Genomic DNA, 16,703 nt, shown 5'->3' with positions numbered 1-16,703 from the left:
CGGGAGTCTCAGTTGGCGAGCGTCTGGAGTTCGAGGGTCAGCGGCGTGGGGCCGGACAATTTTACCCGCTCGTTGGCCGCCAGCGACAGGCTGGCGCCGACCACGTCGGGGCGGATCGGCAGCTCGCGGGCGCCCAGGTCGAGCAGGCTGACCAGGGTCACGCTGGCCGGACGGCCGTAGTCGAACAGTTCGTTCAGCGCGGCGCGGATGGTGCGCCCGCTCATCAACACGTCGTCGATCAGCACCAGGTGTTGGCCTTCGATCTCGAACGGCAGTTCGGACGGTTGCACCTGCGGGTGCAGACCGTTCTGGGTGAAGTCGTCGCGGTAGAAGGACACGTCGAGCACGCCCAGTGCGTCATCGCGGCCGAGGGCGGCAAGCAGGGCCTGGGCGACCCAGACGCCGCCGGTGCGGATGCCGATGAAACGCGGCTCGGCGATCTGGCGCTGGTTCAGATGCTGGGTCAGGGCGCTGGCCATGGCCGGCAGCAGCTCGTTGGGGTTGGGTAGCATGGCGAAACTCCTTGGTGCGGGCTTAGCCCAAGCAATTTTCTTCGAGCCAGCCTTGCAGCAGCAACGCCGCGGCAATGGCGTCCACCGGGCGCTCGCGGTAGCCGCCGCTCTGGCCTTCGCGCAGGCGCTGGCCCTTGGCCTCGAAGGTGGTCAGGCGTTCGTCGTGGGTGTAGGCGGGCAGGTTGAAGCGGCCATTGAGGCGGCGAGCGAACTTCTCGGCGCGGGCGCTCATCTCGCTCGGCGTGCCGTCCATGTTCAGCGGCAGGCCGACCACCACGGCATCCGGCTGCCATTCCTTGATCAAGGCTTCGACCCGGCTCCAGTCCGGCACGCCGTTCTGCGCCTTGAGCACGCACAGCTCGCGGGCCTGGCCGGTGATCACCTGGCCGACGGCGACGCCGATCTGCTTGGTGCCGTAGTCGAAGCCCAGCAGCAGGCGCAGCGGCTTGCCCTCGGCCATCAGGCGTGCCCGGCTTGCGAGGTGAGCAGGCTGAGGTTGACCCCCAGGCGTGCGGCGGCGGCATTGAGACGCTGGTCGAAGGGCAGGTCGAAGAGAATGGCGCTGTCGGCCGGGCAGGTCAGCCAGGCGTTGTCGGCCAGCTCCGCTTCCAGTTGCCCGGCCTCCCAGCCGGCGTAGCCGAGGGTAATCAGGTACTTGTCCGGGCCCGTGCCGTCGGCGATGGCGAACAGCACGTCCTGCGAGGTGGACAGGCCCAGTTCGCCCAGCTCCAGGGTGGCCTGGAACTGCGGGCCGGCCGGGTGCAGGACGAAGCCGCGGTCGGTCTGCACCGGGCCGCCGGCGAAGATCGGCAGGCTGTGGCACAGCGCCGCCGGCTCCTCCTCGGGGCGCAGCTGTTCCAGCACGTCGGCCAGGTTGAGGCCGTTGGGCTTGTTGATCACCAGGCCCATGGCGCCCTGTTCGTTGTGTTCGACCAGGTAGGTGACGGTCTGCGCGAAATGCGGATCGGCCATGTGCGGCATGGCGATCAGGAAATGGTGCTTGAGCGAGGTGGGGGCTGAAATCTTCATGGCGCTAGTTTCGGCCTTAAGCGGGCAGGCTTCAAGCTGTAGGAGGGTGTCGGGCGGACATGGCGCAGCCTTGTCCGCCAAACCGGCGGGGCGGAGTGAGCGCAATGGTGGACAAGCCTTCGGCATGTCCACCCTACGGAATCAGTTACTCGACAGCCGATCGCCGCGCTCGAAGCGCCAGGTGCGGATGATTTCCAGGCGGTCGATATCGGCCAGGTCGCCGGTGAAGGGGGCGTAGGGCGCGGCCAGGCGCACGATGCGCTGGGCCGCCTGGTCGAGCACGGCCTGGCCGGAGGATTCCAGCACCTGCACTTCGTACAGGCTGCCGTCGCGGTTGATCGATACCAGCAGGCGCAGGCTGCCGTAGATGCGCTGGCGGCGGGCATCGTCGGGGTAGTTGAGGTTGCCGATGCGCTCGACCTTCTTGCGCCATTCGTCCTTGTACCAGGCGCCCTTGTCGCGCATGGTCGAGGCGGCGTTGAGGCGGTGGATCTTCGGCCGTTTGGCATAGGCCTGGACTTCCTGGGCCAGCTCGGCCTCCAGGCTGGCGATCTCCGCCGACAGCTGGGCGGCATCGAATACCGGCGCCGGGCGGGTCTGCGCCACCGGCTTGGCCTCTTCGCGTTTGACCGGGGTCTTCTGCCGCTGCGGGGCGCGGGTGGCGACCGCGGCCTTGGGCGCTTCCTGACGGGTAGCCGGCTGCTGCGGGGTGGCCGGCGGGGTGACCTTGCGCACCTCGCTGTCCTGGAACGGCGCCTGTTCGGTGGTCTTCGGTGCGGCGGCGTGTTCCAGGGTGCCGCTGCCCTGCTGGTTGTCCTGGGCGAGGAAGTCGGCCTGCTTGGGCTTTTCCTCGCTCTTGAAGGTGGACAGGGTGATTTCCAGGGTCTTGCTGATCTGGCTCGGCGGTTCCAGGCCGAAGCCGACGCCGAGGATCAGCGCCACGTGCAGGGCCGCGGCGAGGAACAGGGTGAACCCCAGGCGATCCGCCGGACGGACGGCGGCGGTGGAAACGGCGGGTGGGGTGGCTGCTGCGTTCATCACGTATCGGTCTGCTTACGAATGCCGCGCAGTCTGCGGCGCGGCGCCTCGGGCTGCAAGTCCGAAGCGCCGAGCTGTTAGCTGGTTCAAGCTTGTGGCTTGTCGCTTGCGGCTTGCCGCTTGTGTGCGATGCAGTCCATCAGGCGCTCGCCGATGCGGGTGTCGAAGGCGGCGTCGATCTCGCGGATGCAGGTGGGGCTGGTGACGTTGATCTCGGTCAGGTGCTCGCCGATCACGTCCAGGCCGACGAACAGCAGCCCCTTCTCGCGCAGGGTCGGGCCGACCGCGGCGGCGATCTCGTGGTCGCGTGCGGTCAGCGGGCGCGCCTCGCCGCGACCGCCGGCGGCCAGGTTGCCGCGGGTCTCGCCGGCGGCCGGGATGCGCGCCAGGCAGTAGGGCACCGCTTCGCCATCGATCATCAGGATGCGCTTGTCGCCGTCCTTGATCGCCGACAGGTAGCCTTGCGCCATGATCTGCTGCTGGCCATGCCGGGTCAGCGCCTCGAGGATCACCGAGAGGTTGGGGTCGCCTTCGCGGTGGCGGAATATCTGCGAACCGCCCATGCCGTCCAGGGGTTTGAGAATGATGTCACGGTGCTCATCGGCAAACTGGCGCAGAATGTCGGGGCGCCGACTGACCAGGGTCGGTGGCGTGTATTGGGAGAACTGGGTGGCGAACAGCTTTTCATTGCAGTCGCGCAGGCTCTGCGGCCGATTGACCACCAGTACGCCGTCGCGCTCCGCCTGCTCCAGCAGGTGGGTGGAATAGAGGAATTCGTTATCGAAGGGCGGGTCCTTGCGCATCAGGATCACGTCCAGTTCGGCGAGGGCGGCATCCTGTTCGGCGCCCAGGGCGAACCAGCGCTGGGCGTCGTTGAACACTTCCAGGGGGCGCAGGCGGGCACGGGCCTGGCCGCGGGCCTGGTAGAGATCCTGCTGTTCCATATAGAACAGCGACCAGCCGCGCGCCTGAGCGGCCAGCAGCATGGCCAGCGAGCTGTCCTTCTTGAAGGAAATGCTGGCAATCGGATCCATGACGATCCCGAGACGAAGGCTCATGGGGGTAACTCTCCGCGAGAAATGGGGCGGCGGCCGGGTTGGCCGCGCCGAGCACAGGCTGTCAGGGTGGCGTCGGCCGGGGCCCTGGTCAAGGGCAAGAGCCGCCCCGGCGGGCTTATAGCTTGCATGGGGAGAGTGTGCTAAAAAGGCCCGACGATTGGGTCAAGCCCCATCGGTGACAGGGCCTCAGGCACACTGATAACGCGAATATAACGACTCACCGAGGCGATGGTAGGGCGAAAATGGAACAGCATTCCGAGGGTTTGAAAGTAATGGTGATCGACGATTCGAAAACGATTCGTCGCACCGCGGAAACTCTGCTGAAAAAGGTGGGTTGCGAGGTCATCACCGCGGTCGATGGCTTCGATGCCCTGGCCAAGATTGCCGACACCCATCCCAGCATCATCTTTGTCGACATCATGATGCCGCGTCTCGATGGGTATCAGACCTGTGCCCTGATCAAGAACAACAGTGCTTTCAAATCCACCCCGGTGATCATGCTGTCCTCCAAGGACGGCCTGTTCGACAAGGCCAAGGGGCGCATCGTCGGCTCCGATCAGTACCTGACCAAGCCCTTCAGCAAGGAAGAGCTGCTCGGGGCGATCAAGGCCCACGTGCCGGACTTCATCCCGGTGGAACAAGCCTCCTGACGCCGCGGCCTGCAGGGCCGTACGCCTCTTCTGTATTGGGAAACACCATGGCTCGAATTCTGATTGTTGATGACTCCCCGACCGAGATGTACAAGCTGACCGCCATGCTGGAAAAGCACGGCCATCAGGTGCTCAAGGCGGAAAACGGCGCCGACGGCGTCGCCCTGGCGCGCCAGGAGAAGCCCGACGCCGTGCTGATGGACATCGTCATGCCGGGCCTCAACGGCTTCCAGGCCACCCGTCAGCTGACCAAGGACGCCGAGACCAGCCATATTCCGGTGATCATCGTCACCACCAAGGACCAAGAGACCGACAAGGTCTGGGGCAAGCGCCAGGGCGCCAAGGACTACCTGACCAAGCCGGTCGACGAAGACACCTTGCTGAAAACCCTCAATGCGGTGCTGGCCGGCTGATGCCGCGTCGTCCGCGTATTAAATAAGAAGAAGGCCAAGGCTGGCATGTCGGACGTGCAGACCCCTTTCCAGATTCTCCTCGACATCGACCAGCGTTGCCGCGCCCTGGCGGCCGGCCTGCCGTCGCAGCAGGCGGCGGTGCAGACCTGGAGCGGCATCGGCTTTCGCATGGGCGAACGGCTGTTCGTCGCGCCGATGGGGGAAGTCGGCGAGGTGTTGCACGAGCCGCGTCACACCCTGCTGCCGGGGGTCAAGGGCTGGGTCAAGGGCGTCGCCAACGTGCGCGGTCGTCTGCTGCCGGTGATGGACCTGTGCGGCTTCTTCGGCAACGAACTGTCGCCGCTGCGCAAGCTGCGGCGGGTGCTGGTGGTCGATCACCAGGAAATCTTCGCCGGCCTCACGGTCGACGAGGTGTTCGGCATGCAACATTTTCCCGTGGATGCCTTCTCCGAGCAGTTGCCGCCCCTCGAGGCGAGCATCGCGCCCTTTATCCACGGTGTCTTTCAACGGGAACAGCCCTGGTTGGTGTTCAGCCCTCATGCGCTGGCCAGCGATCCGGGCTTTCTCGATGTCGCTTATTAGAAAAAAATCGGTTGGGTCGGTTCTGCCGACCCTTTGGCGTTACATGGGAACCGTAGTGCGGTCGGTCCAGGCGGGGGCCAGATAATGAAAAAACTCAATGCAGGCAATTTGTTGGTCGGGGCACGCAGCAGCACGCTGATCGCGGCGCTGTTCGTCGTGCTGATCGTCTCCATCGTGCTGTTGTTCGCGAACTTCGCCTACATCAACACCCAGTCCAACTACGATACCGAGTACATCAGCCACTCCGGTGAGCTGCGCGTACTGTCTCAGCGTATCGCCAAGAACGCCACGGAAGCGGCGGCGGGTACCGCCGAGGCCTTCGGCCTGCTGCGCGACGCGCGCAACGACTTCCAGCAGCGCTGGGGTTATCTGACCGACGGCGACGCCAACAGCGGCCTGCCGCCGGCACCGGAAGCGGTGCAGGCGCAGATGGCCGCGGTGCAGCAGGACTGGGACAGCCTGCGGCAGAACACCGACGCCATTCTCGCTAGCGAGCAGACCGTACTGTCGCTGCACCAGGTAGCCGCGACCCTGGCGGAAACCATTCCGCAGCTGCAGGTCGAGTACGAGGAAGTGGTCGACATCCTGCTGGAAAGCGGTGCGCCGGCGGCCCAGGTCTCGGTGGCCCAGCGCCAGTCGCTGCTGGCCGAACGTATCCTCGGCTCGGTGAACAAGGTGCTGGCCGGTGACGAAGACTCGGTGCAGGCCGCCGACATGTTCGGTCGCGACGCCAGCCTGTTCGGCCGGGTACTGGCCGCCATGCTCGAAGGCAACGCGGCGATGGAAATCAGCCAGGTGACCGACGAGGAAGCCCTCGAGCGTCTGGCCGAGATTTCCGAGCTGTTCGAATTCGTATCCGGTTCGGTGGACGAGATTCTCGAGACCTCGCCGGAACTGTTCCAGGTGCGCGAATCGGCGAACGCCATCTTCAGCGTGTCGCAGACCCTGCTGGACAAGGCCTCCGAGCTGGCCAGCGGCTTCGAAGACCTGGCCGGCGGCCGCGCCATCAACACCCTGTTCGGCTACGTGCTGGGCGCCCTGGCGCTGGGCTCGATCATCCTCATCGGCCTGGTGATGGTGCGCGAGACCAACCGCCGACTGGCCGAGACCGCGGAGAAGAACGAACGTAACCAGGCGGCGATTCTGCGTCTGCTCGACGAAATCGCCGACCTCGCCGACGGTGACCTGACCGTGGCCGCGACGGTAACCGAAGACTTCACCGGTGCCATCGCCGACTCCATCAACTACTCCATCGACCAGCTGCGCGACCTGGTGGCCACCATCAACCTGACCGCCGTTCAGGTCGCCGGTGCGGCCCAGGAAACCCAGGCCACGGCGATGCATCTGGCCGAGGCCTCCGAGCACCAGGCCCAGGAAATCGCCGGCGCCTCCGCGGCGATCAACGAAATGGCCGTGTCGATTGACCAGGTATCGGCGAACGCCTCGGAATCCTCCGCGGTAGCGGAACGTTCCGTAGCCATCGCCAACAAGGGCAACGAAGTCGTACACAACACCATCACCGGCATGGATAACATCCGTGAGCAGATCCAGGACACCTCGAAGCGGATCAAACGCCTCGGTGAATCGTCTCAGGAGATCGGTGACATCGTTAGCCTGATTAACGACATTGCCGACCAGACCAACATCCTCGCCCTGAACGCCGCGATCCAGGCGTCCATGGCCGGTGATGCGGGCCGCGGCTTCGCCGTGGTAGCGGACGAGGTACAACGCCTCGCGGAACGTTCCTCGGCGGCGACCAAGCAGATCGAGGCCCTGGTCAAGACCATTCAGACCGACACCAACGAAGCGGTTATCTCCATGGAGCAGACGACTTCCGAAGTGGTCCGCGGTGCCCGCCTGGCGCAGGACGCCGGGGTGGCCCTGGAAGAGATCGAGAAGGTATCGAAGACCCTCGCGGCGCTGATCCAGAACATCTCCAACGCCGCCCGTCAGCAGGCCTCCTCGGCCGGCCATATTTCCAACACCATGAACGTGATCCAGGAAATCACCTCGCAGACGTCCTCGGGGACCACCGCCACCGCCAAGAGCATCGGTAACCTGGCCAAGATGGCCAGTGAGATGCGCAAGTCGGTGTCCGGCTTCACCCTACCGGACGCCTGATAAAGGAGGGCGGCGGCTGCTCGCAGTCGCCGCACGACAGCCATGACTCAGGGCGAAGGTATGCAGTCAAGCGGCGTGTGGGCCTTGCGCCCGGTGGCCGATATGTCGCAAGCCGACTTCCACGACTGGCAGGCGCTGCTCGAAGCGCGCACCGGCGTGGTGATCAGCGAGCAGCGGCGCGCCTTCCTGCAGACCAACCTGAGTGCGCGCATGCGCGAACTGGGCGTCACGGATTACGCCAGCTATTACCGCCAGGTCACCGACGGGCCGCGTGGCGCGGTGGAGTGGTCGACCCTGCTGGATCGTCTGACCGTGCAGGAAACCCGCTTCTTCCGCCACCCGCCGTCCTTCGAGGTGCTGGCGCAGTACCTGCAGGAGCGACTGGCCGCCGGCCTGACGCGGCCCTGGGAGCTGTGGAGCGTGGGCTGTTCCAGCGGCGAGGAGCCCTATTCGCTGGCGATTTTGGCGGCCGAAGCGCTGCAGGGCAGCGAGTCGCCCGAGCATTTCGCCGTGACCGGCACGGATATCAGCCAGGGCGCGCTGAGCAAGGCCCGCGAGGGCAGCTACTCGGCGCGGCGTCTGGAACAGGTGAACGGCGACCTGCGCGAGCGTTATTTCCTCGCCCAGGCCGACGGACGTTTCAAGGTGGTGCCGAGTCTGGCGGCGCGCGTGTGCTGCGCCAAGCTCAATGTGCTGGAACTGGCCAAGGCGCCGATGTCCGGCATGGACGTGATTTTCTGTCAGAACTTGCTGATCTATTTCCGCCGCTGGCGTCGCCGCGACATCCTCAACCGCCTGGCCGAGAGCCTGGCGCCCGGGGGGCTGCTGGTGGTGGGCGTGGGTGAAGTAGCCGGTTGGCAGCATCCGGCGCTGGTGCCGGTGGCCGACGAGCGAGTCCTGGCGTTTACCCGCAAGGGATAAGGCCAAGTTTATGAGTGGAGTGGCTATGGGTGATCGGCATGACTATGTCGCCCTGGAGTGGGTCAAAGGCGAGATCGCGGAAACCCTGAAGCAGGCGCGGCAGGCCCTGGAGGCGTTCGTCGAGAACCCGCAGGACCCCACGCGCATGCGTTTCTGCCTGACCTATGTGCACCAGGTCCACGGCACCTTGCAGATGGTCGAGTTCTACGGCGCCGCGCTGCTCGCCGAGGAAATGGAGCAGCTGGCAAAGGCGTTGATGGAAGGCCGCGTGGCCAACCAGGGCGAAGCCCTGGAAGTGCTGATGCAGGCCATCCTGCAGCTGCCGGTGTACCTCGACCGCATCCAGACCGCTCGCCGCGACCTGCCGATGGTGGTGTTGCCGCTGCTCAACGACCTGCGCGCCGCGCGCGGCGAGAAGCTGCTGTCGGAAACCAGCCTGTTCGCCCCGGACATGTCGGTGCGCCAGCCGGCGCTGCCGGAAGGCGGCCTGGCGCGGCTGCGCACCGCCGAGCTGCCGGTGCTGCTGCGCAAGCTGCGGCAGATGCTGCAGATGGCCCTGGTCGGGGTGATCCGCGGCCAGGACCTGGCCACCAACCTCGGCTATATGGCGCGCGTGTTCGCCCGCCTGGAAACCCTGTGCAAGGACGCCCCGCTGGGCGGCCTGTGGCAGATCGCCTCCGGCATGGTCGAGGGCCTGGCCAACGGCAGCGTGGTCAACGGCACCTCGGTGCGCACCCTGCTGCGCCAGGTCGACAAGGAGCTCAAGCGCCTGGTCGAGCAGGGCGCCGACGGCATCAACCAGGCCGCGCCGGACGAGCTGACCAAGAACCTGCTGTTCTACGTGGCCAAGGCGCCGGCGCAGTCGCCGCGCATCCGTGCGCTGAAGGAACAGTACCGCCTCGACGACGCCCTGCCCGACAACGAGGTGGTGGACGAGGAGCGCGCCCGCCTGGCCGGCCCCGACCGCGACGCCATGCGCTCGGTGGTCGCCGCCCTGTGCGAGGAGCTGGTGCGGGTCAAGGACAGCCTCGACCTGTTCGTGCGCAGCGACCGCAGCCAGGCCGGCGAGCTGGACGGCCTGCTGGCGCCGCTCAAGCAGATCGCCGATACCCTGGCGGTGCTCGGCTTCGGCCAGCCGCGCAAGGTCATCCTCGATCAGATCGACGTGATCCACGGCCTCTCCCTCGGTCAGCGCGAGCCCAGCGACGCGGTGTTGATGGACGTCGCCGGCGCCCTGCTGTACGTCGAGGCGACCCTGGCCGGCATGGTTGGCCCGAGCGACGACGGGCAGAGCGAACAGAGCCACCTGCCGACCACCGACGTGGCGCAGATCCACCAGCTGGTGATCAAGGAAGCGCGCAACGGCCTGGAACAGGCCAAGGACGCGATCATCGAGTTCATCGCCTCGCAGTGGAACCACGAGCACCTGGCGCGCGTGCCCGAGCTGCTCACCCAGGTCCGTGGCGGCCTGGCGATGATCCCGCTGCAGCGCGCCGCCGACCTGCTCAACGCCTGCAACCGCTATATCCAGGAACAGCTGCTGGCGCGTAAGGCCGTGCCCAACTGGCAGAGCCTGGACACCCTGGCCGACGCCATCACCAGCGTCGAGTACTACCTCGAGCGCCTGTCCGAGGACCACGGCAGCCAGGGCGATCTGATTCTCGACGTGGCCGAGGAGAGCCTGGAAGCGCTGGGCTATCCGCTCAAGGAAAAGCCGTCGATCCTCGATCGCGTCGAGCCGCAGGAGGAGTCGCTGGCGCCGCTGGCCGACCCGCTGCAGGAAATCGAGCTGCTCGGCGCCGAGGACAGCCAGCTGGAGCAACCCCTGGCCGACAGCGAGCCGGTCGCCGCCGCGCAGGAGTCGTCCTTCGCGCCGGGGTTCGACCTGGCCGAGCAGGCCGACGCCGACCAGCAGCCCTTCGAGGCCGCGGCCGAGCCGCAACTGGAGGAGCTGCAGCCGCTCAACGATTTCGCCTTCGAGCTGGACGACGGCCCGCAGGGCCTCGCCGCCGAGCCCGAGCACGAGCTGGAACTGGAAGAGCTGAGCCTGGAGCAGCTGTCCGCCCCGCAGCAGTGGGACGAGCTGGAACTGGCCGAACTGGAACTGCCCGAGGTCGAGCTGCCCAGCGCCCCCGAGCCGGCGCCGCTGATCGAGGTGGAGGACCTTGCCAAGCCGCTGTCGATGGCCGACGTGATGGCCGCGCCGGTGCAGGCGATCAACCCGCCGGCCGCCGAGGTACCGCCGAGCCTGCTGCCGCCGCCGGCCGACGAGGAGCCGGTGGACGAAGAGCTGCTGGAAGTCTTTATCGAAGAAGTCGGCGAGGTGCTGGAAACCATCGCCGAATACCTGCCGCAGTGGCAGGCCGATACCGAGAACAAGGACGCCCTGATCGAAGTGCGGCGTGCCTTCCACACCCTCAAGGGCAGCGGGCGCATGGTCCGCGCGCTGATCATCGGCGAGCTGGGCTGGTCCATCGAGAACCTGCTCAACCGTGTGCTGGATCGCAGCATTGCGCCGAGCGAGCCGGTGCAGCAGGTGGTGCTCGACGTGGTGGCGCTGATGCCGGCGCTGGTCGAGGAGTTCGCCGCCAAGGCGCAGCGCCAGCGCGACGACGTCGACCGGCTGGCCGCCACCGCGCATGCCCTGGCCAAGGGCCACAGCCTCCCAAAATCTGACGCCCCGGCCGCCGAGCAGGTAGCCGAGACCGCGGGCGCTGTCGAGGCTACCGCCGTCGTGGAGGAGAGCGAGCCGCTCGATGGCGAGCCCCTCGACCCGCAGTTGCTGGATATCTTCCGCAACGAGGCGGAAACCCATCTGGACACCCTGGTCGGCTTTCTCGCCGACTGCGCGCAGGAGCTGCCGCAGCCGGTGACCGACGACCTGCAGCGCGCCCTGCACACCCTCAAGGGCAGCGCCTATATGGCCGGCATCCTGCCGGTGGCGGAGATCGCCGCGCCGCTGGAGAAGTTGGTCAAGGAATTCAAGACCAACCTGATCCGCGTCGACATGGCCGAGGCCGAGCTGCTCAGCCGCGCCGAGAAGCTGTTCCGCGCCGCCCTGGAGCAGCTGGAAAGCCAGCCGCTGGCGCCGATTGCCGGTGCCGAGGACTTCCTCGCCCGGGTCCACAAGCTGCATCAGGAGCGCCTCGACGCTGCCGAAGGCGAACGCCTCGGGCAGAGTGGCGAAAGTCGCGACCCGCAGCTGATCGGCATCTTCCTGGCCGAAGGCATGGACATCCTGCTGGACGCCGAGGACCTGCTGCGCAAGTGGCGCGAGCATCCCTCCGAGCGCCAGGAGCTGTCCGCCCTGCTGGAAGAGCTGACCACTCTCGGCCGAGGCGCCGAGATGGCCGAGCTGCCGCAGATCGACGAGCTGTGCGAGGCCCTGCTGGACCTCTATGGCGCGGTCGAGGAGGGCAGCCTGGCGGTCAGCGAACGCTTCTTCGACGAGGCGGAAAAGGCCCACGAAGCGCTGATCGGCATGATGGATCAGGTTGCCGCGGCGCTGCAGGTCAGCGCCCAGCCCGAGCGTGTGCAGGCGCTGCGCGACCTGCTCGGCGAAGCCATCGACCCAGCCACCCTGGCCCTGCTCGCCCCCGGCGCCGAGGGTTTCGAAGTCATCGAGCTGGACCAGGCCACGGCCGAACTGCTGCAGGCTGAGGAACAGCCGGAGCCGGAGCCGCAGGCGTCGGGTGCGGAGTTCGCCGCGTTCGAGCTGCTCGAGGACAGCATTGCCGAGCCCGAGCCCGAGCCCGAGCCCGAGCCCGAGCCCGAGCCCGAGCCCGAGCCCGAAGCCGAAGCCGAAGCCGAAGCCAGCTTCAGCCCGGCCGATGCCGACCTCGACGAGGAGATGGTGGAAATCTTCCTCGAGGAGGCGGTGGATATCCTCGAAAGCGCCGGCCAGGCGTTGGAGCGCTGGCTGGGCGAGCCGGACAACACCCTGCCGCTGTCGTCCCTGCAGCGCGACCTGCACACCCTCAAGGGCGGCGCGCGGATGGCCGCGATCCGCCCGATCGGCGACCTCGGCCACGAGCTGGAATCGCTCTACGAAGGCCTGGTCGACCGCCGCTACAACTATGGCGCGGCCCTGGGCGGCCTGCTGCAGCAGAGCCACGACCGCCTGGCGCTGATGCTCGATCAGCTGCAGGCGCGCCAGCCGTTGGCGGCCGGCGAAGACCTGATCCAGGCCATCCGCCAGTTCCGCCAGGGCGGCGCGCAGAGCCTGTCGGCCGCGGCGACCCTGGTCGATCCGGCCCTGGATGAGGACGCGGTGGAGGCCGCCGAACCGCTCGAACTGGATCTGGATGCCGGCGAGCTGCCGCCGCTGGCCCTGGTCGAGGACGAAGACCTGCTGGTGCTCGACGATCCCACCGAGGCGCCGTTCGATCAGGCGCCGCCGGCAGTCGACGAGCCCGCGGCGGAGCTGCCGACGCCGGCCGAGCGCGAGCCGCAGGCTGCGGCGCCGACCAGCTGGCACGAGGAGCGCGACCCGGAGCTGGTGGAAATCTTCCTCGAGGAAGGCTTCGACATCATCGACAGCGCCGGCGCCGCCCTGCAGCGCTGGATGGCCGACGTCGACAACAGCCTGGAGCTGGAAGCCCTGCAGCGCGACCTGCACACCCTCAAGGGCGGTGCGCGCATGGCCGAGATCCGCGAGATCGGTGATCTGGCCCACGAACTGGAATTTCTCTACGAAGGCTTGGGCGGCGGTCGTCTGCGTGCCAGCCCCGAGCTGTTCGGCCTGCTGCAGGCCTGTCATGACCGTCTGGCCGAGATGCTCGAGGCGGTGCGCGGCCAGCGTGCGGTGCCGCCGGGCGACGCCCTGATCGAGACCATCAAGCGCTTTCGCGCCAACCCCGACGAGCAGCTGAGCATGCCGTCTGCGGTCCAGCTCAAGGCCTTCGTCGAGAGCGAGGACGGCGAGGAGGCCGACAGCGACATCCTCGACATCTTCCTCGAAGAGGGCGACGACCTGCTCGAGGCGATGGAGGCGGCCATCGGTCGCTGGGAAGAACAGCGCGACGACAGCGCCGCCATCGACGAGATGCTGCGCATCCTGCACACCCTCAAGGGCGGTGCACGGCTGGCCGGGCAGAAGCGCCTGGGCGACATGAGCCACGATCTCGAGCAGCACCTGAGCGAGGCGCTGCAGCAGGGCGCACCCTGGCCCGAGAGCCTGCTGATCGACCTGCAGTCCGGTTTCGAGGGGCTGCAGAAGGAACTCGATCTGTTGCGCCAGCGCCTTAGCGCCAGCCTGGCCGAGCCGCCGCTGGTCGCCCAGCCCGAGCCGGCAGCGCCGAGCCTGGGCGCGCCGCAACCGGCCGCCCAACTGGTCGTCCCTAAGCTGGGCGCCCAACTGGTCGTCCCGATAGTCGCCGCCAGCGAGCTGCCGAGCCTGGTGCAGGCGCCCAAGGTGCTGCCGTTCGTGCGCCGCGCCGCCGAGGCGGCGGCCGAGGCCGCGTCCCGTCGTGCCCCGCAGGAGCTGGTCAAGGTGCCGGCCGAGCTGCTCGAAGGCCTGGTCAACCTGGCCGGCGAGACCTCGATCTTCCGCGGTCGGGTCGAACAGCAGGTGAGCGACGTCGGCTTCACCCTGAGCGAGATGGAAGCCACCATCGACCGGGTGCGCGACCAGCTGCGCCGCCTCGACACCGAGACCCAGGCGCAGATCCTCAGCCGCTACCAGGCCGAGGCCGAGCGCGCCGGTTACGAGGACTTCGATCCGCTGGAGATGGACCGCCACTCGCAACTGCAACAGCTGTCGCGGGCACTGTTCGAGTCGGCCTCCGACCTGCTCGATCTGAAGGAAACCCTGGCGGCGAAGAACCGCGACGCGGAAACCCTGTTGCTGCAGCAGGCGCGGGTCAACACCGAGCTGCAGGAAGGCCTGATGCGCACCCGCATGGTGCCGTTCGACCGCCTGGTGCCGCGGCTGCGCCGTATCGTGCGGCAGGTGGCCGGCGAGCTGGGCAAGCAGGTCGAGTTCGTCGTCGGCAACGCCGAAGGGGAAATGGACCGCACCGTGCTCGAACGCATCGTCGCGCCGCTGGAGCACATGCTGCGCAACGCCGTCGATCACGGTATCGAGCCCACTGCCGTACGCCGCGACGTCGGCAAGCCGGAAACCGGCACCATTCGCCTCAACCTCGGCCGCGAGGGCGGCGACATCGTCCTCACCCTCGACGACGACGGCGGCGGCATCCGCCTCGACGCGGTGCGGCGCAAAGCCATCGAACGCGGCATGATGGATGCCGACAGCGACCTGACCGACCACGAGATCCTCCAGTTCATCCTCGAGGCCGGTTTCTCCACCGCGGAAAAGGTCACCCAGATCTCCGGCCGCGGCGTCGGCATGGACGTGGTGCACTCGGAGGTTAAGCAGCTCGGCGGCTCGATGAGCATCGACTCGGTCGTCGGCCAGGGCACCCGCTTCACCATCCGTCTGCCGTTCACTGTGTCGGTCAACCGCGCGCTGATGGTGTATTCCGGCGAGGACCTGTACGCCATCCCGCTGAACACCATCGAAGGCATCGTGCGGGTTTCGCCCTACGAGCTGGAGGCGCTCTACGAGCAGGGCGGCTCCGCCGCAGGCGCGCCCACTGCGCCACGCTTCGAGTACGCCGGGCAGGCCTACGAACTGAAGTACCTGGGCGACCTGCTGAATAACGGCCAGCAGCCCAAGCTGGTCGGCCAGAGCCTGCCGCTGCCGGTGATCCTGGTGCGTTCCAGCGAGCACGCCGTGGCGGTGCAGGTGGACAGCCTGGCCGGCTCGCGCGAGATCGTGGTGAAGAGCCTCGGCCCGCAGTTCGCCGGGGTGCATGGCATCTCCGGGGCGACCATCCTCGGCGACGGCCGGGTGGTGGTGATTCTCGACCTGCTGGCGACCATCCGCGTGCTGCATGCGCACCTGCAGAGTCAGCTGACTCCGCGCCTGGCCTCGCGCCAGGTGGCGATCAGCGAGGAAGTGGAAGTCGACCGGCCGCCGCTGGTGATGGTGGTGGACGATTCGGTCACCGTGCGCAAGGTCACCAGCCGCCTGCTCGAACGCAACGGCATGAACGTGGTCACCGCCAAGGACGGGGTCGACGCCATCGCCCAGCTGCAGGAGCACAAGCCCGACATCATGCTGCTGGACATCGAGATGCCGCGCATGGACGGCTTCGAGGTGGCCACCCTGGTGCGCCACGACGAGCGCCTGAAGGACCTGCCGATCATCATGATCACCTCGCGTACCGGCGAGAAGCACCGCGAGCGGGCCATGGCCATCGGCGTCAACCAGTACCTCGGCAAGCCCTATCAGGAGTCCTTGCTGCTCGACACCATCGCTCAGTTGGTGGATAGCCACCGGATCAAACGGACATGACAGACAAATCCGCGGCACGTATTGCAGTGATCGCCGACACCTCGTTGCAGCGCCATGTGTTGCAGCAGGCATTGGCCGGTGGCGGTTATCAGGTGGTGCTCAACAGCGACCCGGCGCGGCTCGACGAGGAGCAGCTGGCCGCCTGCGAGACCGACCTGTGGCTGGTGGACCTGGCCCAGTCGGACGACTCGCCGCTGGTCGACAGCCTGCTGGAGCGCGCCAGCGCGCCGGTGCTGTTCGGCGAGGGGCACGCCCCCGAGCGCCATTCGGAGAATTACCCGCGCTGGGAGCGCAGCCTGTTCGGCAAGCTCAAGCGCCTGGTCGGCGATCCGACCCAGGCGGTCGGCCCGAGCCTGCAGGCGCTGCTCGACGAGGCGCAGCGCCCCGCCCGCCTGGAGCTGCCGCAGGCCTTGGCCGACACGCCGTTCAAGGCCGGCGAGCCGGCGCGCCAGGTCTGGCTGCTGGCCGCCTCGCTGGGCGGCCCGGCGGCGGTCAAGGCGTTCCTCGACGCCTTGCCCGGCGGCCTGCCGATCGGCTTCGTCTATGCCCAGCATATCGACGCCAGTTTCGAAGCGGCGCTGCCGCAGGCGGTCGGCCGGCACAGCCAGTGGCACGTCAACCCGGCGCGCCAGGGCGACCCGGTGCGCTGCGGCGAGGTGGTGGTGGCGCCGATCCAGCACGAGCTGGGTTTCGCCGAGGACGGCGCGATGCAGATCGCCGAACGCGGCTGGCCCGAGCCCTACAGCCCGTCCATCGACCAGATGATGCTCAACCTGGCGCAGCAGTTCGGCGCCCAGTGCGGGGTGATCGCCTTCAGCGGCATGGGCAGCGACGGCAGCGCCGCGGCGGCCTACGTCAAGCGCCAGGGCGGCCTGATCTGGACCCAGCGCGGCGACAGCTGCGCCAGCCCGAGCATGCCCGACAGCCTGCGCGAGGGCGGCTACAGCAGCTTCAGCGCCGATCCGCGCGAGCTGGCCGTGGCGCTGGTCAACCACCTCGCCGAACACTGCAGTTGAGGA

General features: G+C 67.5%; 12 protein-coding genes. 7 read left to right on the top strand and 5 right to left on the bottom strand.

Annotated features, from left to right (window positions below):
* Window positions 1–8: 8 nt before the first annotated feature.
* From pyrR to gshB, 5 genes are all read right to left on the bottom strand, one after another.
* Window positions 9–512, bottom strand: coding sequence for a bifunctional pyr operon transcriptional regulator/uracil phosphoribosyltransferase PyrR (gene pyrR / locus ACIGKL_RS11635; RefSeq protein WP_021444026.1), 504 nt, complete (start codon window positions 510–512; stop codon window positions 9–11).
* Window positions 513–534: 22 nt separating this feature from the next.
* Window positions 535–972, bottom strand: coding sequence for a Holliday junction resolvase RuvX (gene ruvX / locus ACIGKL_RS11630; protein ID WP_397486783.1), 438 nt, complete (start codon window positions 970–972; stop codon window positions 535–537).
* Entirely contained in the window at window positions 972–1,541 is a 570-nt protein-coding gene (locus ACIGKL_RS11625) for a YqgE/AlgH family protein (RefSeq protein ID WP_397486782.1), read from the bottom strand. The genes ruvX and ACIGKL_RS11625 overlap by 1 nt, the downstream gene beginning before the upstream one ends.
* 141 nt (window positions 1,542–1,682) lie before the next feature.
* Window positions 1,683–2,579: a TonB family protein gene (locus ACIGKL_RS11620; RefSeq protein WP_397486781.1), complete on the bottom strand. Its 897-nt coding sequence runs from the start codon at window positions 2,577–2,579 to the stop codon at window positions 1,683–1,685.
* A gap of 86 nt (window positions 2,580–2,665) precedes the next feature.
* On the bottom strand, window positions 2,666–3,637 hold the full coding sequence (gene gshB, locus ACIGKL_RS11615) for a glutathione synthase (protein WP_397486780.1): 972 nt from the start codon (window positions 3,635–3,637) through the stop codon (window positions 2,666–2,668).
* Window positions 3,638–3,879: 242 nt separating this feature from the next.
* Here gshB and pilG point away from each other — a divergent pair, with 242 nt between their 5' ends.
* The 7 genes from pilG to ACIGKL_RS11580 all read left to right on the top strand — a co-directional run bounded on the left by pilG (window position 3,880) and on the right by ACIGKL_RS11580 (window position 16,700).
* Entirely contained in the window at window positions 3,880–4,287 is a 408-nt protein-coding gene (gene pilG, locus ACIGKL_RS11610; RefSeq protein ID WP_031302687.1) for a twitching motility response regulator PilG, read from the top strand.
* 47 nt (window positions 4,288–4,334) lie between these two features.
* Window positions 4,335–4,700 (top strand): twitching motility response regulator PilH, encoded by a 366-nt coding sequence (gene pilH, locus ACIGKL_RS11605; protein WP_013713612.1) that lies wholly within the window; start codon window positions 4,335–4,337, stop codon window positions 4,698–4,700.
* 45 nt (window positions 4,701–4,745) lie between these two features.
* Window positions 4,746–5,282 carry a chemotaxis protein CheW gene (locus ACIGKL_RS11600; protein ID WP_397486779.1) on the top strand — a complete coding sequence of 179 codons (537 nt, stop codon included), beginning with the start codon at window positions 4,746–4,748 and terminating at the stop codon, window positions 5,280–5,282.
* 84 nt (window positions 5,283–5,366) lie between these two features.
* Window positions 5,367–7,403 carry a methyl-accepting chemotaxis protein gene (locus tag ACIGKL_RS11595; RefSeq protein ID WP_397486778.1) on the top strand — a complete coding sequence of 679 codons (2,037 nt, stop codon included), beginning with the start codon at window positions 5,367–5,369 and terminating at the stop codon, window positions 7,401–7,403.
* 60 nt (window positions 7,404–7,463) lie between these two features.
* On the top strand, window positions 7,464–8,324 hold the full coding sequence (locus ACIGKL_RS11590; protein ID WP_031302685.1) for a protein-glutamate O-methyltransferase: 861 nt from the start codon (window positions 7,464–7,466) through the stop codon (window positions 8,322–8,324).
* A gap of 25 nt (window positions 8,325–8,349) precedes the next feature.
* Window positions 8,350–15,684, top strand: a complete 7,335-nt coding sequence (locus ACIGKL_RS11585; RefSeq protein WP_397486777.1) for an Hpt domain-containing protein — start codon at window positions 8,350–8,352, stop codon at window positions 15,682–15,684.
* Complete coding sequence (locus ACIGKL_RS11580; RefSeq protein WP_397486776.1) at window positions 15,681–16,700, top strand: chemotaxis protein CheB; 1,020 nt, start codon at window positions 15,681–15,683, stop codon at window positions 16,698–16,700. The genes ACIGKL_RS11585 and ACIGKL_RS11580 overlap by 4 nt, the downstream gene beginning before the upstream one ends.
* The last annotated feature ends 3 nt before the right edge of the window (window positions 16,701–16,703 follow it).

This window comes from Pseudomonas sp. NPDC077186 (assembly GCF_044543505.1).
GTDB lineage: Bacteria > Pseudomonadota > Gammaproteobacteria > Pseudomonadales > Pseudomonadaceae > Aquipseudomonas.
Note: the sequence above shows the minus strand (reverse complement) of the source record. Positions and strands in the feature narration are given on the sequence as shown.

Coding starts and splice junctions, on each gene's coding strand:
- pyrR (WP_021444026.1), bottom strand. CDS start 512: ATGCTACCCAACCCCAACGAGCTGCTGCCGGCCATGGCCAGCGCCCTG.
- ruvX (WP_397486783.1), bottom strand. CDS start 972: ATGGCCGAGGGCAAGCCGCTGCGCCTGCTGCTGGGCTTCGACTACGGC.
- ACIGKL_RS11625 (WP_397486782.1), bottom strand. CDS start 1,541: ATGAAGATTTCAGCCCCCACCTCGCTCAAGCACCATTTCCTGATCGCC.
- ACIGKL_RS11620 (WP_397486781.1), bottom strand. CDS start 2,579: ATGAACGCAGCAGCCACCCCACCCGCCGTTTCCACCGCCGCCGTCCGT.
- gshB (WP_397486780.1), bottom strand. CDS start 3,637: ATGAGCCTTCGTCTCGGGATCGTCATGGATCCGATTGCCAGCATTTCC.
- pilG (WP_031302687.1), top strand. CDS start 3,880: ATGGAACAGCATTCCGAGGGTTTGAAAGTAATGGTGATCGACGATTCG.
- pilH (WP_013713612.1), top strand. CDS start 4,335: ATGGCTCGAATTCTGATTGTTGATGACTCCCCGACCGAGATGTACAAG.
- ACIGKL_RS11600 (WP_397486779.1), top strand. CDS start 4,746: ATGTCGGACGTGCAGACCCCTTTCCAGATTCTCCTCGACATCGACCAG.
- ACIGKL_RS11595 (WP_397486778.1), top strand. CDS start 5,367: ATGAAAAAACTCAATGCAGGCAATTTGTTGGTCGGGGCACGCAGCAGC.
- ACIGKL_RS11590 (WP_031302685.1), top strand. CDS start 7,464: ATGCAGTCAAGCGGCGTGTGGGCCTTGCGCCCGGTGGCCGATATGTCG.
- ACIGKL_RS11585 (WP_397486777.1), top strand. CDS start 8,350: ATGGGTGATCGGCATGACTATGTCGCCCTGGAGTGGGTCAAAGGCGAG.
- ACIGKL_RS11580 (WP_397486776.1), top strand. CDS start 15,681: ATGACAGACAAATCCGCGGCACGTATTGCAGTGATCGCCGACACCTCG.